The organism is Micrococcoides hystricis (assembly GCF_042434215.1).
GTDB classification, from domain to species: Bacteria; Actinomycetota; Actinomycetes; order Actinomycetales; family Micrococcaceae; genus Micrococcoides; species Micrococcoides hystricis.
Genome location: NZ_JBHLUB010000029.1, coordinates 174,146 through 198,820, shown reverse-complemented (window position 1 = coordinate 198,820; position 24,675 = coordinate 174,146). Strand labels below are relative to the sequence as shown.

The window sequence follows — 24,675 nt, the reverse complement described above, 5'->3', positions numbered from 1 at the left end:
AAACTAGCCTTCGAACTTGTACCCGAGGCCGCGTACAGTCACCAAGTATTGCGGTGCCGATGGCTCCGGTTCGATCTTCGAGCGCAAACGTTTCACGTGCACATCCAGCGTCTTGGTGTCCCCGACGTAGTCGGAGCCCCAGACCCGGTCAATGAGCTGGCCGCGGGTGAGGACTCGTCCCGCATTGCGCAGCAGCATCTCCAACAACTCGAATTCCTTCAACGGCAGCTGCACTGGCTCCCCGTTGACGGTCACGTGGTGGCGTTCTACATCCATGCGGACCGGCCCTGCGGTCACAGTGGAGCTGATGAGTTCTTCGGGTTCTGCCTGCCGGCGCAGCACAGCACGGATCCGCGCTACCAGCTCACGGGAGGAGTACGGCTTGGTCACGTAGTCGTCTGCGCCGAGTTCGAGGCCAACAACCTTGTCGATCTCCGCATCCTTGGCCGTAAGCATGATCACCGGGACCATGGAGCGCTGACGAATCTGTCGACACACTTCGGTCCCGGATTGGCCCGGCAGCATCAGGTCCAGCAGCACTAGGTCGGCACCGGCCCGATCAAACTCGGCCACGGCGTCAAGGCCGTTGTCGACGACCTGCACTTCGTACCCTTCCTTCGTCAGGAGGTACTCCAATGGATCCGCAATCGAATCCTCATCTTCAACAACCAGAATCCTGGTCACAGTGCCGACTCCTTAATGATCTTCATCGGTAGTGAATTGGGTGCCGCGGGATAACTGCGCGGCCTTCTTACTCGGCTTTGCCACAGCCGGTCGTGGTGCCAACATGGGCATTTCCGAGGTCAGCGGCCGAGGCTGGGCCACTGGTTCTTCCTCGCCGGCATACTCGCCGAATTCTTTATCATCCACCCGGATTTGCGATTCTGGTTCCTCATCGACCAGCGGCAATCGGACCGTGAAGGTGGATCCTTGACCGGATTGCGACCACACGGTGATTTCCCCACCGTGATTGGTGATGACGTGTTTGACGATCGACAGGCCCAGACCCGTACCACCGGTGTGCCGGGAGCGGGCGGAGTCAACCCGGTAGAAGCGTTCGAAGATCCGGTCCTGCTCTTCCGGGTTGATGCCGGGGCCTTGGTCCGTGACCGTGATGGTGGCTACCCCATCGCGCACTTTCAGGCCGATGCCGATGCGGGTGCCAGGCCCGGAGTAACGGATCGCATTGTCAATCAGGTTTCGGAAGGCGGTCATCAACAGGTCTCGGTCACCGTAGACCAGACCCTCGATCTTGCCGCCACACACCACCTTGATGTTCTTGTTCTCGGCCGGCAACTTGTTCCGGTCAATCGCTTCGGCGATCACGGCGTTCAAGTTCACGTTCTCACCCTCGGTGATCACGTCCGCGCCCTGGAGTCGGGACAGCTCGATGATGTCTTGCACCAAGGCGGCCAGCCGTTTGGCTTCTTTCTGTGTGCGCGAGGCGAAGCGTTGCACCGCTGCCGGGTCATCGGCGGCGTCTTCGAGGGCCTCGGCCAACAGGGAGATGGCTCCCACTGGGGTTTTCAGCTCGTGCGACACGTTGGCCACAAAGTCGTTGCGGATCGCCTCGGTGCGGACCAGTTCGGTGCGGTCATCGGCCAGCAGCAGGATGTACTCGTCCCCCACCGGGGCAACCCGCAGCGCCAAGACTAACGATCCCTGATTCAGTGGTCCCCTAGACAGTTCATATTGTCGTTCTAGGATCACCCCGTCCCTGCGGACTTGGGCGGTCATCGCCAGGATCTCCTTGTGCACCACGGTATGACCACGCACCAGCCCGAAGGCGTATGCGGCAGGGTTGGCTCGCACCACACCATCGACCGTGTCCACCACCATGTAGGCCCGGCCGATGACGGAGAGAATCTCGGCCACACCTTCTGGCAGGGTGGGCTCCTCCACATCAATGCCGGTCAGCCGGGAGCGCTCTGAGGAGCGAAACGCAAGCATGGCGGCAACACCCATCACCAGACCGATCAGGCCTGTCACCGTCGCAAGAGTCACTGGTTCCACGTTCACTAGCTTAGTGTCCCGTTTTGCTGCCGCGGCCAGTATTTCCCCGGAAAACCGTGAGTTTTCCGTGTTTTTCACTGTTTGAGCGCGGTCTTTACCAAATGTTCATCTTTGCGGTGGTAATCATTAAGACAGTACTGAAAAGGTGATCGCTGAACGTCATGTTGAAAGGACTGCCGGTGCGCAAAATTTTCCAAGCCGACCTGGAAGCACTCGGTGACCAGCTCGTAGAAATTTCTCAGCTGGTTTCGACCGCCATGGAGCGGGCTTACGAATCGTTCGACGAAGCCGACCTTGAGCTGGCCGAGCGTGTTATTGCCGACGATGCCCGCATCGATTTCCTCCAGTTGGCCCTCGATGAAAAAGCCATTGAACTGTTGGCCCTCCAGGGTCCAGTCGCTACCGACCTGCGCACCGTTGTTGCGGCCTTGCGCATGTCCTCCTCGCTCGAGCGGATGGGTGATCTGGCCCGCCACATCTCCCAGCTAGCCCGTCTCCGTTACCCGGAGAACGTCGCTCCAGCTTCCATCGCCCCAACTTTCAAGCGGATGGCCCAGCTGTGCATCTCCATGGCACAGAACGTCACCGCGCTCCTTGAGTCCCGCGAATTGGATCTGGCCAAGCAGATCGTCAAGGACAACATGGAGCTGAACGAGCTGCACTCCTCCGTCTTCGCGGCCATCGCCGACCCGTCCTGGGACGCCGATGCTCCAAGCACCGTGGACTGCACCCTAGCCTCCCGTTACTTCGAGCGGTACGGCGACCACGCCGTGTCCGTGGCCCGCAAGGTCAGCTACTTGGTGACCGGCGAATGGGAATCCACCCTGCCCGGCATCTAAGCAGCCTCACCGCCTAAGTGCTGTGTCATGAGGGAGTCGGCCCACACCGGGCCGGCTCCCTCATGCTATTTGGTTCCCGTCCTCGGGCTGAGATTCTTCATCCTCGAATGGTTCGCTCTCTTCCACCAGCCACCCGATCAGATAATTCTGGCGGTCCTGCTCGTCAAAGACGACCAAAAACACCCAGTCCTTGATCATTCCTGCACCTTCGACCTGCTCTCCCCGCAGTGTCCCCGGAATACGCTGCTTCCCATCTTTTCCGGTACTGACCCCACCCAGTTTGGAGTAGTACTCCTTAGTCTGTACGCGGACCTCGTAGACCTGGTGCACCTCCTCATTCTTCTTCTGCGTGGCCGCGGCGGAGTTGACCTCGTATTGTCCCGGAATCAACCAGCCACCTGCTTTGTAGTGCTCAATAATTTCCTCAAAAACCTTGAAGCAGTCCGCACAGTTTGGATGGACAATAAAGTTCATGGGTGCGGCCCCACCGGTCTCATAGAGGTAATCGCTGGCTGCGAAGTAGTATTCGATGGTGGCGAGTCTGCCGGCCGCCGTGTTCTTGCGGGTGTCATCAGAGATTTTCGGAACGGGAACGCCGGAGGCTGGCCGCTCATTGGTGGCCGGCACATACGGTTGGCCCGATGGCGTGGAGCGCACCACTCCCGGGGCGTCCTTCCCGGTGGTGGTCGGTTGCTCTTCCGCCTCGTTCTTGGAAGTTGCGGCATCGGTGCTCTTCGTTTCCGAAGCTTTCGCATGGTTCGCGCCGCTCTGGCTGGGGCTCGGCTCTGCGTCCGTGTCCGAACCGCAACCGGCGGTAGCCGCTAGAAGCGTTGCGGCCAACAGCATCTTGAGAGTCTTTCGCATGGGGCAACCGTCCTTTCAGTGGTGCAAGATTGCCCTCACCCTAGCGAGACCGCTCGCAGCCCATGTTCAGTTATCCACAGCCACGCTGGTTAAACAGAGCTAGTGGCGCCCTCCCTCATCGCGCTGGGAAAGACGCCACTAGACTCCATCCATCATGGGGATGCCGTTGTCACTCTCAAATTTCAACGGCGATGGACTATTTGCTGCCTACTCATTCGGGTAAAGGATCAGACCCGATTGCAGGGCAGCAAAAATGGTGTCCGCCGAGAACGGCGGCTTGGTCAGCCGAATGCCGATGGCGTCGCGAATCGCGTTGCCCATCGCGGCCGTGACCGGGATATACGGGGACTCGCTCATGGATTTAGCACCGGCCGGACCAATGCTGTCTTCCGTTTTGGCGAACATGACCTCGGTTCGTGGAATATCCGCGTAGGTTGGGATGTGGTACTGCCGCAGAATGTTGGTGGTCACTTCCCCGGTTTCTTGATCAATGTCAATGTGTTCGTACAGCGCGGCACCGATGGCCTGAGCTACGCCGCCTTCGACTTGGCCGCGGCATTGGTGCGGGTTCACCACCACGCCGGCGTCAGCCGCTTGGGCCGACTGCAAGATTTTCACCTGACCGGTCTCACGATTGACCGCTACCCGGAATCCGTGAACGTTGAAGGCCACGGAGATGTCCATCCCGTCCGAGAAGCCATCGGCCTCACACGCATCCGGTGCCTGCTCACAGACTTGGCTCAATTCGATCCGTTGGCCATCCGGGCCGGCGATGTGGTCTTCCATGAGTTGGCAGCTTCTGGGTGGCACACCCCAAATGTCGGCAGCGGCCTGCAGCAGATTACCGCGCAGGGTGGTGGCCGCCTGGTGGGTTGCCTTACCCGCGACCACAACCCCAGCCGACCCGTAGGCGCCGGTGTCATGCTCGACAATGTCCGAATCTGATTTACGCAGGTGAATCCGGTCAGTCGTAGTGTTCAGCGTGGATGCGGCCAGCTGCACGTGGGCTGTCGATGTTCCGTTGCCAAACTCTGCAGTGCCGACGTCCACTTGGTAGTTGCCACTGGGCAACAACCGAACCTTCGAATACGCGATGTGGCCAAAGGGCGGAATGGTTTCGTGCATATTCAACGCAACGCCCTCACCGACAGCCCATTCTGGACCGAGCGGCTGGATCAGCCCGGCGGCTTCATCCTTCGCGTAACGCTCCTTACTTCGGGCGAAGGCGTCACGCACGAGTTCCAAGCATTGGCCCAAACCATAGGAACCGACTTTCAGTTCGGCAGGCTGCTCGTCGGTGTAGGAGATGATTTCATCGTCCTCGGTGATGACGTTCTTGCGGCGGAACTCCAACTGGTCCATGCCCAATTGGAACGCGAGTTCGCTCATGGTTGATTCGATGGTGGTCGTCAGCTGGGTCAGGCCGTATCCGCGGAATGCCCCAGAAGGCATGTTGTTGGTGTAGACCACCTTGGCCTGGACTTTCTTGTTGGGGCACCGGTACACGCTGATGGGGGTCGAACACCCGTTGAACAGGGTGCCCGGCCCGTGCCCGCCGTAGGCACCGGTGTCGGAGAGGACATCCACCGCGATGGCGGTCAGTGTTCCTTGCGCATCCGCGCCGGCGCGCACTCGAATTCGGAAGGGGTGACGGCAGGTGGTCCCGGCAAAGACTTCAGAACGGGAGTATTCGACTTTCACCGGCACTCCCAGATCAAGGGCCGCGAGCGCAGCGACGTCCTCGACAAGGACCTCCTGTTTGGATCCGAAGCCGCCGCCAACGCGTTCGCTGACGACGCGGATGTCTTCCTTCGCCAGCTCAAAAATGTAGGCCAGCGTTCGTCGTACGAGGAACGGCACTTGGGAGCTTGTGCGCACCCGCAATCGTCGTTCCTCATCCAGCCAAGCGATGGCTCCGTGTGTTTCGAGGGCGACGTGGTTGATGCGGTGGCTCTGATAGATGGCTTCATGGGTGACAGCGGAGTTGGCTAACGCCGCATCCACATCACCAATCTCGTGGTCGATTTCTGCCAGCAGGTTCCGTTGCGGATCCATGATGCGTGAGGCTTCGGCTGTCTTGTCACCGTGCACCGCAGGGGCTTGCAGCGCTTTTTCCGGATCAAAGTTCGGCCTCCACGTCTCATACTCAACCTCGACCAATCGGGCACCGCGTTCAGCGGCACGCTGGGAAGTGGCCACGACAAGGGCCACCCGTTGACCGTGAAAACGCACGACGTCATCCAAGATGCGGGTGTCGTCCGGGTCGTCTTCGCGGATCTCGTGTTGGCCGGAGGAGAATCTCGTCTCCGGTACGTCTCGATAGGTAAAGACCTTGACGACTCCCGGTTCGGCCTCAGCCTTGCTCGTATCGATCGACGTGATTTTCCCTGACGCGATGGTTGAGCGGACGAGGACGCCGTAGTGCAGGGCAGAGGGCAACTCTTCGGGTGAAATGTCCATGGTGTATCGAACGGTCCCGGTGACCACCCCGACGCCCTCAGGTGGACGGGCGCTGGAGCCCACCCCACCGTGCGGTTCAGAGACGTTGGTGCGCCCGGCAATCGCGTCTTCGATCACCCGGTAGCCGGTGCAGCGGCACAGATTCCCTTTCAAGCTTCGGGGCAGGTTTTCCTTGTCCTGCTCCGTTAGCGCCGCAGTGGTCATGATGAATCCCGCAGTGCAGAAGCCGCACTGGTAACCACCGGCGTTGAGGAACTCTTCTTGGATCGGGTGCATCTGTTCCGGAGTGCCCAGACCCTGCAAGGTGGTGACGGATTTACCTGCGGCCTGGTGGGCCGGGTAGAGGCAGCTATGGACCGGCTCATCATCAACGTGGACGGTGCATGCCCCGCAGTCGCCGCCGTCGCAGCCTTTCTTGACACTGGTGCGGCCTCGATCGCGGAGCCAGTTACGCAGGCATTGGCCCGGTGCCGGTGCGGTGTCTTCAGTCAGCGCGATGGGTTCACCATCGACGGTGACTTGCTGGTTGTGCAGCTCGGTCGTCATGAGTTGGCTCCTTTGAGGGTGATGTCCCCGGAGTCACGGTCGGCGGCGTCCGGGATGGTGCCGGGAAATAGTTCTTCGATGAGCTCTTGCGTGAGTCTGGCGGTCATCGCTCGCCGCCATGCCGGTGCTCCGTGAATATCTGTGGTCCAGGCATTGTGTGGCACGTATTCGTCAATGAGGTCCGTCAGCTCGGCTGGGTCCACTGCGTCGATGGGAATGTCGACCATGATCGGGTGGACGGTGCCTGCGGTGATGGCCAGCCGCATGATCCTGTCTCCGATATCTCTGGCGATTAGCAGGACCGCGGAACGACCGCGTTCGGTCAGGGAGATGCGGCGGAATGCGCTGGGTTGTTGCAGCACTGCGGCATCGATGTCAAAGGCTCGGATGAGCTCGCCGTTGCTCAGGGTGTGCTTGGCTTCACCGGTGACGACTTCGGCCACGGGTTGGTGGCGGACGGCTCCGTCTTGGGCGTGAATTTCTGCGACAGCATCCCACCCTGCCAACAAGGACGTCATGGGACCTGCCGGCAGCGCTGTCGCCACGTTGCCGCCGACTGTGGACATGTTCCAGATCTTGAACGAGGCCACAAAACTGTCGCAGCAGGGGGCGATCAAGTCCAGGCCGGGATGCTGGGGTAACTGGCCCGTCAGCTCCGCGAGAACGTGCTCCGGGGTCCGACCCAAACGGTAGAGCTCGGCTACCTTGCATGTTGCCGCAATGCGTAGGCGCTGCCCGTCCCACTCCAGTGCTGGCCACCCGGCAGCGTGCAGGTCAAGAAGGCGTTTGGGGCGACCGATCTGCAAGTCGATGCCGTAGGAATACAAGACGGTACCACCTGCCAGCCAGGCATCTCCGGGTTGCCACTGGTTCGGGTCCGCCGTGCTGACGATCTCGTTGACGCAGGTCATATCCATGGTGCTGATTACTTTCGTGCTGCAGGGGTCCGGGTCTGGACCGGCCCACGGGTGTCTTTGAGGTGTTGGATCTGCACGAGAGGCTGATCCTGCTCTGCGCTCGCAGAGTTCCGGCTGACGATGATCTCGCCGAGAATGGAGATGGCTATTTCGGCCGGATTTCCAGCGCCGATGTCGAGTCCGATTGGTGAATGCAGTCGACCCAAAGCTGACTCGTCAAGGCCGAGTTTCAGCAGGTCTTCGACTCGTTTCTGATGGGTTTTGCGTGAACCCATGGCTCCGACATAGCTCAACGGCAGACTCAGGGCCTCGACGAGAATCTCCAGATCGAACCGGGGATCGTGACCAAGTACCACAACGGAGGTACGCGGGTCTATCGCACCGGTGGCGAATTCACGCCGCAGATGCGTCACCGGGGTTTCCACCACGACTTCGTGGGCGTGTGGTTGGCGCGCCGCGGTGGCAAAAAGTGAACGTGCATCGCAGACAGTAATGTGCCAGCCCAGCGGGCGAGCGACTGCGGCCAGCGCAGCCGCGAAGTCATTTGCTCCGTAGATGAGCAGCCGGGGTGCACTGAGCCGGGTCTGGATGACGAGGCGACCATCTGGTTGGCAGTCTTCGTCGTCACCGACGAGTAACGGCACCACTGTGTTCGTGCCTGATTTCAGGGCGGCGCGGACCTGTTGTTGAGTGCGCCGAGGCAGCTGGCACAGTAGCCAATGATCGACGGGCTCGGACAAATCAACCAGTTCTAGGATGTGCTGCCTGTCTGATTGCACGGACTGAACCAGGGCGACCGGGTGGTTGTCTCGGCTGGCGTAGTCGATGAGGATTGGCAGGATGTTCTGCAGCGCGCTCAGCGGCTGGATGTGCACCTCGAGGCTTCCGCCACAGGTGAGGCCGACACCAAGACCGTCGTGGTCGCTATAGCCGAACTCGATGACCTCACTGGCGCCGGTCTGCAGCATTGTCATGGCAGCATCGACGACTGCAGCCTCAACACATCCACCTGATACCGAGCCGACGCAGCGGCCGCTTTCGTGGACCAACATGGACGCTCCGGCGGCACGTGGTGCCGAACCGCTGGTGGAAATGACGGTGGCCACGGCCCACTGCTCTGGCTGCTGCAGTTGAGGGAGGTAGGTTTCCAAACGGTCAAGCATTGGATCCTCCTTGTGACGATGTGGGTGTCCAAGGAGCACTGCTTGAGCTATGGCGTTGCGAAGGCAACAAAAAGCCTAAGCTGGTCCGACAAGGAAACCCAGGGTTTATATTTCAAAACGCCCGGTAGATAGTCCTTACGGTGGACCCGCCTAGGCTGGTTACCTCCAACAGTACATGAAGTGAAGTGCGTCACGCAAGATCAAAATAAGACAATCCTTGACAAGCCGTCTTGACGTACGTGTAGTATTCATCACACCAAGCGGAACTCGACTTCCGCATTGTGAAAAATATGCGACGATGGGCCACTCTCAAGGCGTACCCGTCGATATCAGAACAATCGAACATGACGTGCTGATCTCTAGCGCGTCGCCGCATACTTCGTCGCCAGCTTCATGGATTGATCGCGCACCCGTCAGCTGGGATGAGTTTTCACAGATCTTGGGAGGAAACCCCGTGAAAAACCTCAAATCTGCACCTGCCGCGTGCGAAAATCCGCCGCAGAGGCCTGAAAACGAGCGCCTGCCGCTGGGCAAGACGTGCGCCTACGGCTTCCAACATGTGCTGACCATGTACGGCAGCATCATCGCCGTGCCGCTCATCGTCGCAACAGCTGCCGGCCTAAACCAGACTGAGACCGTCAGCCTCGTCACAGCATGCCTATTCATTGGCGGGCTCGCCACCGTGCTGCAATCGGCCGGCCTCCCCTTCTTCGGGGCCAAGTTGCCCTTGGTTCAGGGCGTCTCTTTCGCCGTCGTTGCGCCGATCTTGGCGATTCTTGCCGGTGGCGGGGATCTAGCTACGGTTTTCGGGGCTACGATCGTGGCCAGCGTGCTAGGCATTTTCTTGGCCAAATATTTCGCCAAGATTATTCGTTTCTTTCCACCGGTTGTCACCGGAACCGTCATCACAGCTATTGGCTTGATCCTAGTTCCGGTATCGGTGAATTGGGTGATGGGCGGCGACCCGGCCACGGACAATTATGGCTCGCTAACCAACATCGGTCTCGGCTTTTTAACGCTGGCCATCGTCTTGACGCTCTCCAAACTTGGCGTCGCTTCCCTCTCCCGCCTATCGATCCTTCTAGGCTTAGTAATCGGTACTGTCGCGGCGTTTTTCATGGGCCAAACCGACTTCTCAGAAGTCGGCCAAGGCGCCATCTTCTCACTGCCGGAGTTTTTTGCCTTTGGTTTGCCTAAGTTTGAGATTGCGGCCATCATCTCCATGCTGATCGTGGTGCTGGTAACGATGACCGAAACCACCGCAGACATCATGGCGGTTGGCGAGATTGTGGGCACCCCCGTTGACTCAAAGCGCATCGCAGATGGGCTGCGTGCCGATATGCTCTCCTCGAGCATCGCCCCGGTTTTCGGTTCCTTCACCCAGACCGCATTCGCCGCCAACGTAGGCCTAGTCGCGATTACCGGGGTGCGCAGCCGCTGGGTAGTGACAGCCGCCGGGGCCATTCTGATGTTGCTGGGACTGCTGCCGGTGGTCGGTCAGATTGTGGCCGCCGTGCCGTTGCCGGTTCTGGGCGGCGCGGGCTTGGTTCTCTTCGGGACGGTTGCCGCCTCCGGTATCCGTAACCTGCAGAAGGTGAACTTCACCAATAGCATGAATCTCATCATCGTCGCGGTTTCATTGACGTTCGGGATGATCCCGGTCGTCTCGCCCGAGTTCTGGGCCGGCTTCCCAGACTGGTACCGCACCATCTTTGAGTCTGGTATTTCCTCTGCCGCGATCATGGCGATCCTGCTGAACCTGCTGTTCAACGAACTACTGGTGGGCAACTCGGAGAACCCCTCGACCTTTGCAGCCAAGCCCATCCGCTACCTGACCCCCACGAATCTGAAGAGCCTCGAGGAAGGCGATGTCTTCATCGACGGGAAGTTCGTGGACTGCGACGGCGAGGAGATTCCACTGGTGCCGGAAGAGCACGCGCCCGTGGTGCAGGCACACATCGACTCCGGGGAAGTAACGGACACCGCGCAGATCTATCAGGTTCTGCAAAAGGTGAAAGAGTCCGAGGACAGCCGCTAACCGCGGCCCCTCAAGCAGCTGGGCCGCTGCATCGACCGGTTCAATCTGGTCGGCGCAGCGGCCTTTTGCTGCCCTTTGGTCCACAGTTACCCCTGGTGAGTATTCGAATGCTTTATTAGAACTTTTCTTCCACTTAGACAGCCTCACGCGGGTTCGTGACCGCCACACAACACCACCGCCTCGCGAGCTATCACACACAGAGGTAAAACGAGACAGCACGAATCATAATTCTTGTATATGGAGAGCGGTTGCTTGAGATTTGCAATTGATTTTGGGCACGACAAAGCTCCCGGACGGGGTCTCATCCGAGAGCTTTGTGTGGAGTTAGGAAGTGCTAGACCTTGGAAGGCAGTTAGAAGTCCACGAGCTCCTTGGCGGCTGCGCGGTGGGCGCTCAGCAAGGACTCCATGTCCAGACCGTTGATCCGTCCATCGCTCACCCGCCAGCTGCCGCCGACCATGACGTAATCGGCCCGGTCTGCCCCGCAGAGCAGAAGCGCGGCCACTGGGTCGTGGGAGCCGGAGAAGCGGATGTCATCCAAACTGAATAGCGCCAGGTCAGCCTGTTGGCCGACCTGCAGGGTGCCCAAGTCGCCGCGTCCCAGCAGTTGAGCCGAGCCACGTGTCGCCCAGCCTAGAACACGTTCAGGGGTGACGACCTCGGCGCCATATTTAAGGCGCTGAATGAGCATGGCCTGCCGGACTTCGAGCATGAGGTTTGAACCGTCATTGGAGGCGGACCCGTCGACACCGATGCCGACCGGCGCGCCGGCGTCTTCGAGTTCGATGGCCCGGCAGATCCCGGATGCCAACCGCATATTTGATGCGGGACAGTGGGCCACACCCACGCCGGCTGCGGCGAGACGTTGGATCTCTTGGTCGTCGAAGTGGATGCCGTGGGCCAACCAGGTGCCTTCGTGCAGCCAGCCGACGGATTCGAGGTAGTCAACGGTGCGCAACCCGAACATTTCCCGGCAGAAGTCTTCTTCATCGATCGTTTCTGCCAAGTGTGTGTGCAGACGGACATCGAGCTCGGCTGCGAGCTCTGCCGTGTCTCGCATGATTTCCCGCGTCACCGAAAACGGTGAGCAAGGCGCCAACCCGATCTGGATGCGGGCACCGGCGCCACGTTCGTGGTATTTCTCGACCAAGCGTTGGCTGTCTTCGAGGATGATCGCGGCTTCTTGAACGGTTTCTTGCGGTGGCAGCCCGCCGTCCTTCTCCCCCAGGCTCATTGAACCGCGGGTCAGCATGGCTCGCATGCCCAGGTCTTGGGCGGCTGCGACCTGAATGTCGATGGAGTGTTCCATCCCATCTGGGAAAAGGTAGTGATGGTCGGCAGCCGTCGTGCAGCCGGACAGCAGGAGTTCGGCCATGGCGACCGTCGTCGCCAATTGCAGTGCGTCCGGTGTGAGGCGTGCCCACGCCGGGTAAAGGTTGACCAGCCACGGGAAGAGCGGTACCGAGACGACCGGCCCCCACGCCCGGGTGAGGGTTTGGTAGAAGTGGTGGTGCGTGTTGACCAGCCCTGGGATCAGCACGTATTTGCTGGCGTCGAAGCGTTCACAGTCGGGGGTCTGGGGCTCGGCACCTGCTGGTACCAGTTCGAGGATGGTCCCGGTGGTGCGGTCGACGACCAGTCCGTTGGCGGCCGCCTGATCTTGGTCCGGTCCGGCTGCGGTGAAGGTCGCGATCGGGTTGCGAATCCACAGGGGGCGCTGTTTTTGGCCTGTGTTGTTTTCAGCAGGTGCTGTGAGAGTCATGTTGCCTCCGTAGGTTCCAGTTGATTCGGTGCCTGCGGCCGGTCCAATAAAAAAGAGCCGGCGTGCACCGCCAGCTCAGTCTTAATCCTGTCTGCTGATCCAGGAGATTGGTGTCCCAATCAGTGATCTAGCTTACGCCAGCTGCGGGCGGTTGTCTAGGAATTTGGTGGGCTGGCTCACTACACTGGCGAACATGGACAAAGCCGAGCTGCTGGAATTGATCGCCCACCATGGGGCTCATGTGCCCGGGCTGGAGGCCGCGTGGCGGATGAAGGACCCGGAGCAAATCCTGCTGCGGGATTGCGTGAATCCCAGCTGCGGTGACCGCGTCGAGGTCGAGCTGCGTGAACGGGACGGGACGATTGAGCTGCGCGGGATCGCCGAGGGCTGTCAGCTCAGCCGGGCTGCGGCGTCTTTGCTGGCTGAGGCGCTGGAGCTGGCGCCGTTAGCTGAGACTTCTGCTGTGCTTGAGACGCTGGTGAGAGTTCGGCAGGGCACTGTTCCGGCCGAAACTGCGGCCGTGTGGGCAGAGGATGAGCGGTTCGCCGAGCTGGCCGATCTGGCCGTGTTGGCGGTGGCACCGCTGCGCCGTCGGTGTATCTCCATGGTGTGGGATGTGACGACGGATCTGATGGATCAGGCTTCGAACGCTTCTGCCCAGCGTCGGTAGTCCTCCGCCGTATCGAGGTCCGCGGCACTGCCGATGTCCCCGCATTCGATGAGCGTGACCCGGTGCCGGTGCATCCGAAGGAATTCTTTGGCCCCCACGTTGCCGGTGGCAGACTCCGCCGCTTGCTGGAAATCACCTGGGTCGAAGAGGACCGGGTGGGCGGGCACTCCCTCGTAGCTGGCCCGGGTAATGGTGCCGGCCTGATGGGCTGCGCTGATGCGCTTGATGACGTCAACGGTGATGCCGGGTTGATCGACCAGCCAGAGCATGACCGGTTCGTGTGGATGTGCCTGGTGCAGCCTGCGGGCTGCTTGCTTTATCGAAGCGGAGATTCCGCTGGCATGGTCGGGCACCGCTTGGACGTCGGCGTCGGGGGCCAGCAATGTCCGGAGCGTATCAGCAACCTGCGGAGCGGCCAACACCAGTGGTGTCAGACCGGCCTGAATGGCGGTGGCGGTGGCCCGTTCGGCCAAAGTGCTGTGCCCGAGTTGCACGAGTGCTTTGGGGCCTTTGCCGAGCCGCCGGCCTGCTCCGGCCGCGAGAATGACTGCGATCATGGTGGATGGTTTCTACAATTGTTGGGCGAGAGAAAGAATCCCCGCCGCGTTCAGCCGGCACTTGGCGAACACGACGGGGACTCGTTGCTGTGGCTCTGCCCAGCGCAGAGGGGCCTACTTCTTTCCTTGTGAAGCGACTTCCTTGATGGCTGCGTCAGCTGCCTCCGGGTCGAGGTACTTCCCGCGTGGGGTGATCGGCTTCAGGTTGGAGTCCAGCTCGTAGTACAGCGGGATACCGGTCGGGATGTTGACCTGGGCAATGTCTTCTTCGGAGATACCGTCAAGGTGTTTGACCAGGGCCCGCAGGGAGTTACCGTGGGCCGTGACGAGGACAGTCTTGCCGGCCTTCAAATCTGGGACGATTTGTTCTTCCCAGTACGGCAGGAGCCGTTCCACGACATCCTTGAGGCATTCGCTGCGTGGTGCGTCGGTGACATCGGCGTAGCGCTCGTCGTCGGCCTGTGACCATTCGGAATCGTCAGCCAATGGCGGCGGCGGGGTGTCGTAGGAACGTCGCCAGATCATGAACTGTTCGTCACCGTACTGGTCACGTACTTGGGTTTTGTTTTTCCCCTGCAGGTCCCCGTAGTGACGCTCGTTCAAGCGCCAGCTGCGCTTGACCGGGATCCACTGCCGGTCCGCGTTTTCCAACACCAGGTTTGCCGTAGTGATGGCGCGCTTGAGCAGCGAGGTGTGCAGGATATCTGGGAGCAACTGTGCTTCTTTGAGCAGTTCGCCACCGCGGGCAGCTTCGTTGCGGCCCTTCTCGGTCAACGGGACGTCTACCCAGCCGGTAAAGAGGTTTTTCTCGTTCCATTCGGACTGACCGTGCCGCAGCAGGATCAGTTTGTAAGTCTCAGCCATGTTCCTATCCTACTTCTAGAAGCCGTAATATCCGGTTTGTTTCGGACCGCTGACCTCTGGCCGAACACCGGCGAGATAGACGCCACAGACGCAGGCTGCGGCCAGCTGGAAGAGCATCCCGAACGGCAGCATGGCGCCGAAGATCATCAGCAACATGACTGCCGCTGACGCCCCGGTCAGGCCCAACCAGAAGTTCTTGGTTCTCTTGCCGCTGACGACGAAGTTTTGAGCGTGGGATTTTGCCGCGTGGACAAACGCCCACACGGCCATGATCATCACCACGAGGCTGAGTAGCACATTCAGCCAGTACTCGGCCTGAAGCGCTAGCAGGAAGGGGCCGGAGATATTCATCATGTCTCTAGCCTAGAACATTCACTCCAGCGCAGCGGCGACATCGGCAACAAGCTCTGCACCGTTTTCGATGCCGACGCTGATCCGCACTAGATTCTCCGGCACGGACTCGGGTTCGCCTTGGTGCCGGCGGCGACGTTCGACGAGCGACTCGACCCCGCCTAGTGAGGTGGCTGGGGTGAACAGCTGCAATGCGGCGATGAATTCATCGGCCGCGGCAACAAGGCTTTGGCCCGGACGCGGGTTAATGGTCGCGGTCAGAATGGCCCCGTAGCCGCCCAGCAGTTCGGTGGCGAGCTCGTGCTGCGGGTGGCTGGGCAAACCGGGGTACCGGACCTCGCCAATCCGTTCGTGCTGGCTGAGAAAATCGGCCAACTGGAGTGCGTTCGCTTCGGCGGCCCGAAGCCGCAGGGCCAGCGTGCGCATGCCGCGCAGGGCGAGGAAGGACTCCATGGGTCCGGCGATAGCGCCGTGCAGAGCGCGGTGGTTGCGGATTTTGGCGTACAACTCGTCGTTGCTGGTCAGCACGGCGCCGAGGATGACGTCCGAGTGCCCGGCCAAGTATTTGGTGACCGAATGTACGACGACATCGGCGCCCAGCTCAAGAGGACGCAGGTTCAGCGGGGTGTTGAAGGTGTTGTCCACCACGGAGATGATGCCGGCCTCGCGGGCTGCACGTAGCAGCGCGGCCAGATCTGCGATTTCCAGCATGGGGTTCGTCGGCGACTCCAAGAGCACTAGGTCTGCGCCGTCGAGGGCCGCGATGGTGGCTTGGGTGTCGGTGATATCAACGCTCTTGAGCTTGATGGCGCCGGCTTCCTCCTGCTGTCTAAAGAGCACTAAGGAGCCTTGGTAGGCGTGGCGTGGGACCACCACGGTACCGCCAAATGGGACGAGCGCGGTGAGCGCTGCGACCGCGGCCATGCCCGAGGAGAAGAGGATGGCGGGGTTGGTGGCTTCTTCCAGCTGGCCGAGCAGGTCTTCAAAACCGTCCCAGCTGGGGTTGGCGTAGCGGCCGTAGGTTCGTTCCTCGCCGGAGTCTGAGCCGGTTCCAACGAACGTGGAGGAGAACACGACCGGCTCATTCAGCGGCGCGTTAGTTACCGGACGCGGGCGGGCACCTGTGACCAATAAGGTCTGGGCAGAGAAATCTTGAGCGTTCTTCACGCTTTGATCCTACGCCCGTTCAGGTACCCGCCGCGCCCTTACCCGGGTGACGACTACTCTTCTGGGGGGATCTGCATTGAGTAGTTGTCGACCCGGAGCTTACCTTCGCCGGTTATGGCCAAGCCGAAGCTGATGGCGTCATAACCGTCGGGGATCTCTGGGGTGATCCATTCGGCCCGGGAGAACTCGTCCGTGGGCGCGAATTTTGTGGAGGAAGTCCAGTACACCCATTGGCCGTGGTTCCCGCGGAGGAAGACGGAGAACTGGGTGATGTCATCTGCGGTGTAGTCCGCGGCAAGGCGGTAGCGTTTCCCGGGTGCAACCTCCGGGGCACATTCGCCGGCATCCTGTTTGGTCAACAGTTTGGCGTCCCCTGAGCGGTAGTCCGCCACGGTGAATTCCATGCCGTTGCTGCCGTTGACTCCCACCTTTCCGGCATTGCTGGTGACTGTATTGTTACCGAAGTTGACGACTTCCCAGCACCGGAACGGTTCCCGTTCTCGTTGGGTTGTGGACTCAAAGTCACCGTTATGGACCAGTTCGGCGCCTTCGGCCAGTTGGGCCGGTGGGGTGCTGGGCCGGGAGTCTTGGATCTTGCCAGTCATGACTTCGTTGACGTTGCGGACTTGTAGCTTGCCGGCCTTTTCTTCTTCGGCGAGCCAGCGAACGACGTCTTCAAAGTCATCGTAAGTCCACGAAATCAAGTTGCATTCTTCTTTGTCGGTGCAGAAGTCGTGGAAGGTCAGTTGCGTCCAGCCGCCATCTTCCACGCCCTTGCGGACAACCTTTTTGAGGTAGTCCACCGACCACTGGTTGGTCACCATGGCAGGGGCTTTGGTGCGGTAGGGGTTCTCCGGCTCGAAGGATTCGCTGTCGACGCAGTTTTCGCAACCATCCTTCGTGCGAACCCCGCCGAGTCCGCGAGCACTGTTGTACCCGCAGTCTTCAACGATCTTTTCGATGGCCTGATTAGATTCGGCTTCCGGGTAGGCGAAGCTCGTGACTTCGTACCCCCAGGCCAGCAGGTTGTCCCGGTCGTTGCAGACTTGGCGGCGCGCCTCGGCTGCGTCGACTGTCGGTAGCGGCCGGTGGTGGAGCGTGTGTCCGCCGATTTCGTTACCGTCGCTGACCAGTTGGTCCAGCTCGGCACGGCTGAGGTAGTTCGGGGTTTCTAGGAAGGCCGAGATGATGTAGAACGTCCCGGTCAGACCATGCTTTTGCAGGATGTGTCCGGCTCGGGCGTTTGAGGTGTTGCCGTCGTCGAAGGTGATGGAGACCACGGGGACATCGTCTTCTATCGGACGCAGCGCGGCGGCTTTGGGCGCGCGGTGCCCAGAGACCAGCTGGTTGCGCTCATTGAGCCCAGCCTCGATCTCTTGGGCGTCTGCGTGGTCTTCGGTCATGATGTGTTCCAGCCCGAAGAACCCGCCTAGCCCCAAGAGCACCGCCGCGATGGTGGCGAGCCCTTGGGCTAGACGACTTTTTGAAAACGGCTTCCTTGACATGTATCTCCTGCAGGCGTGTTGAGCCCGTCCGTTAGGACAGGGTCGGGCTCAACACGCCTTGCGGCACCCCACTAGTCTGATCTTGAGCACGGGCACGCAAGTCTGCTGCCACGGCATCGATGATTTGGGCAACCCCGGTGTTCGGAACGAACCCGATGAGCTCGTGCGACTTGGAGTTGTCCGGTACACGGCGGCGCATGTCCTCATACCCTGGACCGTAAGCCTGATCGTAAGGAACCAGGGTGATCTCTGAGGCGGAGCCCAGCTGCGCAATGATCTGCTCGGCCAGTTCAAGGATGGAGATTTCTTGGGCACCGCCCAAGTTGTAGGCCTGGCCGCGGGAGCGTGGGTCTTCCAGAATCTTCACCATGGCGGGCACGATGTCATGCACGTAGGAGAAGCAGCGGGTCTGCAGGCCGTCACCGAAGACGGTCAGCGGACGGCCGGTCAGGGCTTGGCCGACGAGGTTCGGGAAGACCATGCCGTAACGGCCGGTCTGGCGCGGGCCAACGGTATTGAAGAAGCGAACGATGGAGACTTCTACCCCGTACTGGTTCCAGTAGGCGTGGGCGAAAGCCTCGTCGATGCCCTTGGCTGCGGCGTAGGTCCACCGGGACTTCAGCGGGTCGCCGAGGACGCGGTCTGATCCTTCGTGGAGGGCGTCGGCGGTGTTCTTGCCGTAGACCTCGCTCGTGGAGGCAAGCAGGAGCGGGCGTGGGTGTTCCCGGACGGCGTCGAGGACGGATTCGGTGCCGTGGATGTTGGTGCGCAGACCGCGCAACGGTTCATCCACGATCAGGTTCACGCCCACCACGGCGGCTAGGTGGAACACGCGATCTGACTCGGAGACGAGCTTGGCCACCAACTCCCGGTCCAAGATGTCCCCTTCGACGAAGGTGAAGTTCGGGTTCTTCAGCGCTTGTTCAAGGTTCGCCAAGGTTCCGGTGGACAGGTCATCGAGGACGACGACTTCTTGTCCTTGGGAGAGCAGGTAATCGCTCAGGTGTGAGCCAATGAATCCGGCACCGCCGGTAATGAAGTTCTTCACGGTGAGTTCTTCCTAGAGAGGGTAAACGTTCGGTTTGGAATGGGTGTAGGTGGCATCGAGGACGACGGCGGACTCTGGGATCCAGCTCAGGTCAGTCCCCCGGTGCACGGTGTTCAGAAAGACCAAGTCTGGTGTGCCGTGGACGGGTTCGTGGAAGTGCACGAACTCACGGCCGTTGTTGATGACCTGATCTGGGAAGAATCGATCGACGTAGGTGGTTCGGCCTGCCAATGAGCTCAGCCGCTCCATGATCTGTAGGGCCGGTGATTCGCGTAAGTCAGCGACGTCGGGCTTGTAGGACAAGCCGACGACCACCACGTTTGCGTCTTTGAGCGCGATGCCGCGTTCGGCGAGGAGCTGCCCACAGCGTTCCACGGCCGCCGTCGGACGTTGCGCAATGCTGTTCATGGCTTGTTCGATGACCGGTAGGCGCACATGCTCTTTGCGCATGCGCCACAGTAAGTAGTGCGGGTCGCACGGAATGCAGTGACCGCCCACACCGGGTCCGGGCATGAACTTCATGAATCCGAAGGGTTTGGAATCGGCAGCTTCAATCACGTCTTGGACGGACAAGCCCAAGACCCGGCACGCCTCAGCAAATTCGTTGGCCATGGCGATGTTGACCGCACGGAAGGTGTTCTCCATCAGCTTGCTCATCTCGGCAACCTCGAGGGAGTCGACCGCGTGGATGCTGCCGCCGTAGCCACCGACAACCTCTGCGGCTTTTTCTTGGCAGGCTTGGTCGAAGCCACCGACGACGCGGGGCACGTCTTCAATCGCGAAGTCTGCCACCCCAGGGTTGATCCGTTCAGGGCTGAAAGCGACGAAGATGTTCTTGCCTACCGTAAAACCGCGGTCCTGAAGCGGCTTCACGAGGAAGTCTTGGGTGCAGCCTGCGTAAGTGGTGGAGGTGGCGATCAGAATCTGGCCGGGAACGGCGTGGTTGACGACTGTCTCGCAGGCGGAGCGCAGAATGCTCAGATCTGGGATGGCGTTTTCATCGATTGGCGTCGGCACGCAGATGACAACAGACTCTGCCGTGGCGAGTAGCGCTGGGTCGAGGGTGAGTTCGAAATTCTCACCTTCCAAGGCTTCGGTCAGACGTTGCTGATCCGAGGGCAGCAGGTCGACCTCGTGGTTCTTGATGGCTTGCACGCGGGCTGAACTGGCTTCGAAGCCGAGGATTCGTTTGCCGCTGTGCACGTGCGCCAAGGCGGTCGGTAGACCGACGTACCCCAGACCCACGATGGCGATGTCGAAGTCGAAGCGTGGGCTTGTTCCGTTCGGTGAAGAATGTTTCCGGGCATGCCTATGCGTCGCGCGTTCGCGCAGCGCAATCGGGCTGTGATCAACCGACATGGATCCCCTCCAAGTTTTATGGCTTCGGCAAGTGCACGTACTAGTCGCGGATCAAAGCGGATCAACAACCCCTAGTTCTGCGTCGCCGTTAGAAGCGGCTGGCATCCGAGTGGGGGAAACCAACCAGTGAGTTTTAATTCATATCGATCGTCCAACAGACAAAACCCTGATTTCGAGAGTTTTCTATACTTACTACGCGATGCCGCAACGGTTAGCGGGGGCTTTGCGGTTAACCGCACAGTATTGTCTTTTTCTATGTGTTATTGCCGAAATGGGTTCAATATAAGAGAGGGGGACTGCGCACCCCGACAGCTACTCATAAGTTAGTTATTCACGGAAAAGCGATAGGGGCATCAAAAGTGCTGACCGTTATCATCATGACGGTGGTCTTGATGGGGTTAACAACCACCTTCTGGGCCATCGTTGGCGCGACTCGGCTCGTGCAAGAGCCGGGTTTGGCGAAACGATTACCACTGATGGTTAGCCATCCCGGTTGCCCGAAACTCTCCGATGTCGCGGTACTAACTGCTGCCCATAACGAAGAAGCAGTCATCGAAAACACCATCCGGTCGGCGCTTCAACACGTCACGGCCGACCAAGTCTTCATCGTCTCTGATGGCTCTTCCGATGCAACCTCACAGATCGCCCACAGCTACGGGGTGAACGTCCTGGATCTCAACCCCAACCGCGGGAAGGCTGGCGCGCTAGCTGCCGGCATCGAGCATTTTCAACTTGACCGGAACTTCGAGGTTGTCCTTTTCCTAGATGCCGACACCGAGCTTGCCCCGGATTACTTTGAAACAGGTTTGCCCGTCTTTGCTGACCCGGATGTCGTTGCGGTTGCCGCATGTGCCCGCACGCAGCTTGATCCTGCACCGCACGGCTTTTTCGCCAATCTCTTCACGCATTACCGCGAGCGCCTCTACCAGGTTGTACAGCGACTCGTGAAGTACGGGCAGGCCACCCGCGGAATCGATGTGGTGAACATCGTCCCCGGGTTCGCGAGCATGTACCGTTCCAGAATCCTGCCCTTGATAGACATTCAGGCGCCGGGCCTGGTCATCGAGGATTTCAACATGACGTTTGAAATCCAGCAGAAGAAGCTGGGACGGATTGAGTTCCACCCGGCGGCCGCGGTCGCCTTCACCCAGGACCCGGACAATCTGCGCGACTATCGCAAGCAGGTTTTGCGCTGGGCCTTGGGCTTCTGGCAGACCGTGCGCAAGCACGCCAGTCTGCGTGGAAAGTTCTGGATTAGCGTCTGGGCATATTGCATTGAGCTTGTCTCCAGCGCGTTCATGTTCTGCTTTATCCTGCCGCTGCTGGTGCTCGCGGGCCTGGCCTGGGTACTGTTCCCGGACTTTTTCGCCAGCCAGTTCCCGCTGTTTGAACCAAACTGGACCGTTGCCCTCTTGGTGCTGGTCGTCGGAATCTTGATTCCGGACCTGCTCCTATCCTGTTTTGCGGCCGCCATCACCGGGCGTTGGAAGTTCCTCTTGCTCGCACCCTTCTTCCCGTTGATTCGGTTCGTCGATGCTTTCCTTTCGCTGCGCGCTCTCATTAAGGCCCTCGGCCAGAGCGTCTCAACCGGCCAGTGGGTAAGCCCAGAGCGCCGAAAGGTGGTTGCCGCCTAGAAATTCATATTTCCACCACATCACCCACTTATTCATCAGCGCGCTTATAATTAGAGCACGTTCCGTAACTGGCCAGTAACCTACGGTTCTGTTCGTTACAGCGCGCGCAACGAGTTCCTACCTCAGGAATTCGTAGACGATGGTCGACGCGTCCCCGTTGTTCACTCGTCTTCTGCTCGAGAGAGGACCCCCACCATGCAGTCGCGCACAGAATTCATCGAGAGTATCTGTCAATGTCTCCGCGAGGAGCCCGGAGTTGTGATTCTGGGGGACCCGGATAGCGGCAAAACGCATGTCTTGAACCGCATCAGCCGACGCTTCGGCTCCGAAGAATTCCTCCTTGCACGCAGCAGCCCGCAGCACCGCGAGTTGCCGTTCTCTGGTGTCCGACTCTTATTCGGCAGATACGCCCGACACACGGATGGACTCTGGGACAGCTCTGAGTCTCCTACTGCCGTGGATTGTTTTACGATCGCCGGTCAACTGCAAACAAGACTGGAAGCAGTCTTGCCGCTGAATCTTTATCTGCTGATCGATGATGCCGAGCTGATGGATGAGGCCAGCCAACAGGTGATCAGCGTCTTGGTGACCCAGTTGATGCCGGACCGGTTCAAGATCGTGGCTACCTCGGCAAATTCAGTTCAGGGTACGGCTTGGTCCTTGCTGCGCGAATTGCGGATTCCGCCGTTCAGTATCGCAGACGCTGAAGCTTTAGTCGTGGAATTACAACGGCCCGCCACCAGCCCGGTTGTCTTGCGAGTCTTGCTCGAGCGCTCCGATCACAATGCCCGCTATTTCCGGGAACAATTGCGGGAGGCATCCGAAGGCCAGCTCACCGGTCTGGACCCACTCACGCTTCCGTTGCGGCCGGTGCTGCGTCCCTCATTCGCGCAGCAGCTCAACGAACAGTGCTTTTACACGCAGGAATTGGAGACCCTTTCCTACTGCGCGTTGGCTCCGATGGTGGAGGCCTCCGCGATCGAGGAGGTCACCGATGGCGGCGCCGACACCGTCCAGGATCTGCTGACGAAGGGACTGCTCCAACAGCACGGCACCTTTTTGACGATGCCCTCGCAGATTCTGCGCAACGAATTGTTCTGGCAGCAGCCAACCAAGTTACGTAAAGAGCGCCAGTTGCGCCTGGCCCGGGTCACCGAGCATTTCCTCGTGCGGAAGTATCACGAGCTCAGTGTCTCCGACGACCTCGATCCCCGGGAGGCTTATCGGACGGCTGCCGGCCTCATCAAACAAGGTCACATCGACTTCGGCATCGAGATCATCGAGAACCAATTGGCGCACGTGCTCGGGCATAAGACGGAGGCACTCGACGAATTCCGCGAGATCGTCAAAGGCCTGTTCGAGCGGGTGCAGCTGGACTGGGCCCGCCGCTACCTGAACTACGTGATCGGGTGCGACCCTGGTGCTGAACTGCAGTTGTACATGATGGGCTACTGCCTCGATATATCCAGTCTCATCGGCACCCCCATTGACGAGACCAGCATCGTGGCTGCAGTCACCGAACACCGGGACACCGCACCCCAATCCGCGGCCTTGCTGCAGTTGAAACTGGCGTCCTGCCTGGCCCTGCATTACCGCAAAGAAGCGGCCTTGCAGCACTTGGAAGAATCCAAGTCACTGCTGCGCACGTACAACGCTCCGCAGTCGACCGAGTACGCCGAACGGCTGTCCATGATGCGCTACATCATGATCAAGGCCCAGGATGATCTGATCGGCGCTCAGCAGGCGTACGAGCAGTGGCAGAAACAGGACAGTCTTGCCGGTCACACTTTCGGCGCGATTGCGTTGGCGTCGGCCTTGGCCGAGGTCGGTATGTTCGAGGAGGCCCGCAATGTGGTTGCGCCCCTGCAGGGCAATGCGCTGCCGCATCTGCCGCGGCTGTCCGACAGCATGTGCCAGATCATCAGTACCGAAATTGAGTTCGGGGACCAGAATTATTCGGCTGCCATCAAGGCCGTTGAATCGTTGATCTTGCACGGGCCCACCGCTCAGCTGATCTCTCCGCTGCCGGAAACTTTCATCGCGTGGTACTGGTTCGAGAAGGATCACCCGGAGACGGCCCGCAGTTACATCGCGAAGGCCCTCACGAAACAGCACCACTATTACAGTCCGGACCAGATTGCCCGCATCTTGTCGCTGGAGGCCGACTACGCGCTGTCCTTTGGCAGGCTGGAAACAGCCGAATTTCACCTGCAAGCGGCGTTCAACCATTTGGAGTCGACAACCTCAGCCTCCGCGGTCCGGATCATTTGCTCCCTGGTGGAGATCAAAGTCCTGCGCGGTCAGCGCGAGGAAGCACGGACCATTTTGGAACGCATCGACACCGACGGGGTGTTCCGGGACAAGTTGCTCTCCTCGTATCGGTTCCTGCGTGCTGAAGCCCTGACCCGGGCACCGGAGGAAGCGCTGGCGCAGTTGACCCGAATCCTAGAGTCGATGCAGCACCAGATGAAAGAGTTCGAGCTGGGCAGACTGCACATGTTGCTGGGTCTGGCCCGTAACTTCCTGCACGATTCGGTAGGGGCTCAGCGTGACTTCCGCATAGCGTTGCGCTTGTTCTCCTCGATCGGCGCTGTCGGCTGGGAGCGCCAAGCCGCCTACATGATGCCTTCCGTTAATGAGGCTGAGGAGAACAGTGACTCGCTAAATAATTCGGTGCTCAATCTGCTCACGGATGAGGAAAAACAGATTGTCCAGCGGCTACAGCAAGGCTGGACCAACCGGGAGATCGCCACCGAAATGTTCCTGTCCCAGCGCACCGTCGAACACCGCCTAACTCAGCTGTTCCGGAAACTCGAGGTCCGCAACCGCACCCATTTGCTCCACAAGCTGCGCGAGCACAACCCGCGGGGCGAATCGGTCACCCACTTCCGGTAACCACCGGGCCGCAGCCCAGCGAT

The 24,675-nt window shown here is 60.0% G+C and carries 19 protein-coding genes; 5 read left to right on the top strand and 14 right to left on the bottom strand.

Annotation, left to right across the window (positions count from 1 at the left end; translation table 11 throughout):
• Positions 1–3: 3 nt before the first annotated feature.
• Positions 4–684 carry a winged helix-turn-helix domain-containing protein gene (locus ACFFFR_RS07830; protein ID WP_377459332.1) on the bottom strand — a complete coding sequence of 227 codons (681 nt, stop codon included), beginning with the start codon at positions 682–684 and terminating at the stop codon, positions 4–6.
• Positions 685–696: 12 nt separating this feature from the next.
• On the bottom strand, positions 697–2,013 hold the full coding sequence (locus ACFFFR_RS07825) for a sensor histidine kinase (RefSeq protein WP_377459331.1): 1,317 nt from the start codon (positions 2,011–2,013) through the stop codon (positions 697–699).
• Between the two features lie 179 nt (positions 2,014–2,192).
• Here ACFFFR_RS07825 and phoU point away from each other — a divergent pair, with 179 nt between their 5' ends.
• The gene (gene phoU / locus ACFFFR_RS07820; protein ID WP_377459386.1) at positions 2,193–2,852 is read left to right on the top strand and encodes a phosphate signaling complex protein PhoU; all 660 of its coding nucleotides are present in this window, start codon (positions 2,193–2,195) and stop codon (positions 2,850–2,852) included.
• Between the two features lie 60 nt (positions 2,853–2,912).
• Here the strand turns inward: phoU and ACFFFR_RS07815 are convergent, their stop codons facing one another.
• The 4 genes from ACFFFR_RS07815 to ACFFFR_RS07800 form a co-directional block, all read right to left on the bottom strand.
• Entirely contained in the window at positions 2,913–3,716 is an 804-nt protein-coding gene (locus tag ACFFFR_RS07815) for a DUF6318 family protein (protein ID WP_377459329.1), read from the bottom strand.
• Between the two features lie 207 nt (positions 3,717–3,923).
• On the bottom strand, positions 3,924–6,722 hold the full coding sequence (locus ACFFFR_RS07810; RefSeq protein ID WP_377459327.1) for a molybdopterin-dependent oxidoreductase: 2,799 nt from the start codon (positions 6,720–6,722) through the stop codon (positions 3,924–3,926).
• Positions 6,719–7,639, bottom strand: a complete 921-nt coding sequence (locus ACFFFR_RS07805) for an FAD binding domain-containing protein (RefSeq protein WP_377459325.1) — start codon at positions 7,637–7,639, stop codon at positions 6,719–6,721. Before ACFFFR_RS07805 ends, ACFFFR_RS07810 begins: the two co-directional genes overlap by 4 nt.
• 8 nt (positions 7,640–7,647) lie before the next feature.
• Complete coding sequence (locus tag ACFFFR_RS07800; protein ID WP_377459323.1) at positions 7,648–8,802, bottom strand: XdhC family protein; 1,155 nt, start codon at positions 8,800–8,802, stop codon at positions 7,648–7,650.
• 454 nt (positions 8,803–9,256) lie between these two features.
• On the opposite strand from ACFFFR_RS07800, the gene ACFFFR_RS07795 reads away from it, so the two are divergent.
• Entirely contained in the window at positions 9,257–10,840 is a 1,584-nt protein-coding gene (locus tag ACFFFR_RS07795; RefSeq protein WP_377459321.1) for a nucleobase:cation symporter-2 family protein, read from the top strand.
• Positions 10,841–11,192: 352 nt separating this feature from the next.
• On the opposite strand, the gene ACFFFR_RS07790 is transcribed toward ACFFFR_RS07795, so the two are convergent.
• Positions 11,193–12,602: an 8-oxoguanine deaminase gene (locus ACFFFR_RS07790; protein ID WP_377459320.1), complete on the bottom strand. Its 1,410-nt coding sequence runs from the start codon at positions 12,600–12,602 to the stop codon at positions 11,193–11,195.
• A 166-nt stretch (positions 12,603–12,768) separates the two neighbouring features.
• Between ACFFFR_RS07790 and ACFFFR_RS07785 the strand changes: the two genes are divergently transcribed.
• The gene (locus ACFFFR_RS07785) at positions 12,769–13,272 is read left to right on the top strand and encodes a hypothetical protein (RefSeq protein WP_377459318.1); all 504 of its coding nucleotides are present in this window, start codon (positions 12,769–12,771) and stop codon (positions 13,270–13,272) included.
• Here the strand turns inward: ACFFFR_RS07785 and ACFFFR_RS07780 are convergent.
• From ACFFFR_RS07780 to ACFFFR_RS07750, 7 genes are all read right to left on the bottom strand, one after another.
• On the bottom strand, positions 13,239–13,829 hold the full coding sequence (locus ACFFFR_RS07780) for a nucleotidyltransferase family protein (protein WP_377459317.1): 591 nt from the start codon (positions 13,827–13,829) through the stop codon (positions 13,239–13,241). The genes ACFFFR_RS07785 and ACFFFR_RS07780 overlap by 34 nt on opposite strands.
• A 114-nt stretch (positions 13,830–13,943) precedes the next feature.
• Complete coding sequence (locus ACFFFR_RS07775; protein WP_377459315.1) at positions 13,944–14,693, bottom strand: phosphoglyceromutase; 750 nt, start codon at positions 14,691–14,693, stop codon at positions 13,944–13,946.
• A gap of 15 nt (positions 14,694–14,708) precedes the next feature.
• Positions 14,709–15,047, bottom strand: a complete 339-nt coding sequence (locus ACFFFR_RS07770) for a DUF2516 family protein (protein ID WP_377459314.1) — start codon at positions 15,045–15,047, stop codon at positions 14,709–14,711.
• Positions 15,048–15,065: 18 nt separating this feature from the next.
• Entirely contained in the window at positions 15,066–16,211 is a 1,146-nt protein-coding gene (locus ACFFFR_RS07765) for a trans-sulfuration enzyme family protein (RefSeq protein ID WP_377459312.1), read from the bottom strand.
• Between the two features lie 53 nt (positions 16,212–16,264).
• The gene (locus ACFFFR_RS07760) at positions 16,265–17,716 is read right to left on the bottom strand and encodes a polysaccharide deacetylase family protein (protein ID WP_377459310.1); all 1,452 of its coding nucleotides are present in this window, start codon (positions 17,714–17,716) and stop codon (positions 16,265–16,267) included.
• A 31-nt stretch (positions 17,717–17,747) separates the two neighbouring features.
• On the bottom strand, positions 17,748–18,764 hold the full coding sequence (locus ACFFFR_RS07755) for an NAD-dependent epimerase/dehydratase family protein (RefSeq protein WP_377459308.1): 1,017 nt from the start codon (positions 18,762–18,764) through the stop codon (positions 17,748–17,750).
• A gap of 12 nt (positions 18,765–18,776) precedes the next feature.
• Positions 18,777–20,123, bottom strand: a complete 1,347-nt coding sequence (locus ACFFFR_RS07750) for a nucleotide sugar dehydrogenase (protein ID WP_377459306.1) — start codon at positions 20,121–20,123, stop codon at positions 18,777–18,779.
• A 359-nt stretch (positions 20,124–20,482) separates the two neighbouring features.
• Between ACFFFR_RS07750 and ACFFFR_RS07745 the strand changes: the two genes are divergently transcribed.
• Both ACFFFR_RS07745 and ACFFFR_RS07740 read left to right on the top strand, forming a co-directional pair.
• Entirely contained in the window at positions 20,483–21,757 is a 1,275-nt protein-coding gene (locus ACFFFR_RS07745; RefSeq protein ID WP_377459304.1) for a glycosyltransferase family 2 protein, read from the top strand.
• Positions 21,758–21,952: 195 nt separating this feature from the next.
• The gene (locus tag ACFFFR_RS07740) at positions 21,953–24,652 is read left to right on the top strand and encodes a helix-turn-helix transcriptional regulator (RefSeq protein ID WP_377459303.1); all 2,700 of its coding nucleotides are present in this window, start codon (positions 21,953–21,955) and stop codon (positions 24,650–24,652) included.
• Positions 24,653–24,675: the final 23 nt, after the last annotated feature.

Coding starts and splice junctions, on each gene's coding strand:
- ACFFFR_RS07780 (WP_377459317.1), bottom strand. CDS start 13,829: ATGATCGCAGTCATTCTCGCGGCCGGAGCAGGCCGGCGGCTCGGCAAA.
- ACFFFR_RS07750 (WP_377459306.1), bottom strand. CDS start 20,123: ATGTCGGTTGATCACAGCCCGATTGCGCTGCGCGAACGCGCGACGCAT.
- ACFFFR_RS07800 (WP_377459323.1), bottom strand. CDS start 8,802: ATGCTTGACCGTTTGGAAACCTACCTCCCTCAACTGCAGCAGCCAGAG.
- ACFFFR_RS07815 (WP_377459329.1), bottom strand. CDS start 3,716: ATGCGAAAGACTCTCAAGATGCTGTTGGCCGCAACGCTTCTAGCGGCT.
- ACFFFR_RS07810 (WP_377459327.1), bottom strand. CDS start 6,722: ATGACGACCGAGCTGCACAACCAGCAAGTCACCGTCGATGGTGAACCC.
- ACFFFR_RS07775 (WP_377459315.1), bottom strand. CDS start 14,693: ATGGCTGAGACTTACAAACTGATCCTGCTGCGGCACGGTCAGTCCGAA.
- ACFFFR_RS07770 (WP_377459314.1), bottom strand. CDS start 15,047: ATGATGAATATCTCCGGCCCCTTCCTGCTAGCGCTTCAGGCCGAGTAC.
- ACFFFR_RS07740 (WP_377459303.1), top strand. CDS start 21,953: ATGCAGTCGCGCACAGAATTCATCGAGAGTATCTGTCAATGTCTCCGC.
- ACFFFR_RS07790 (WP_377459320.1), bottom strand. CDS start 12,602: ATGACTCTCACAGCACCTGCTGAAAACAACACAGGCCAAAAACAGCGC.
- ACFFFR_RS07805 (WP_377459325.1), bottom strand. CDS start 7,639: ATGGATATGACCTGCGTCAACGAGATCGTCAGCACGGCGGACCCGAAC.
- ACFFFR_RS07760 (WP_377459310.1), bottom strand. CDS start 17,716: ATGTCAAGGAAGCCGTTTTCAAAAAGTCGTCTAGCCCAAGGGCTCGCC.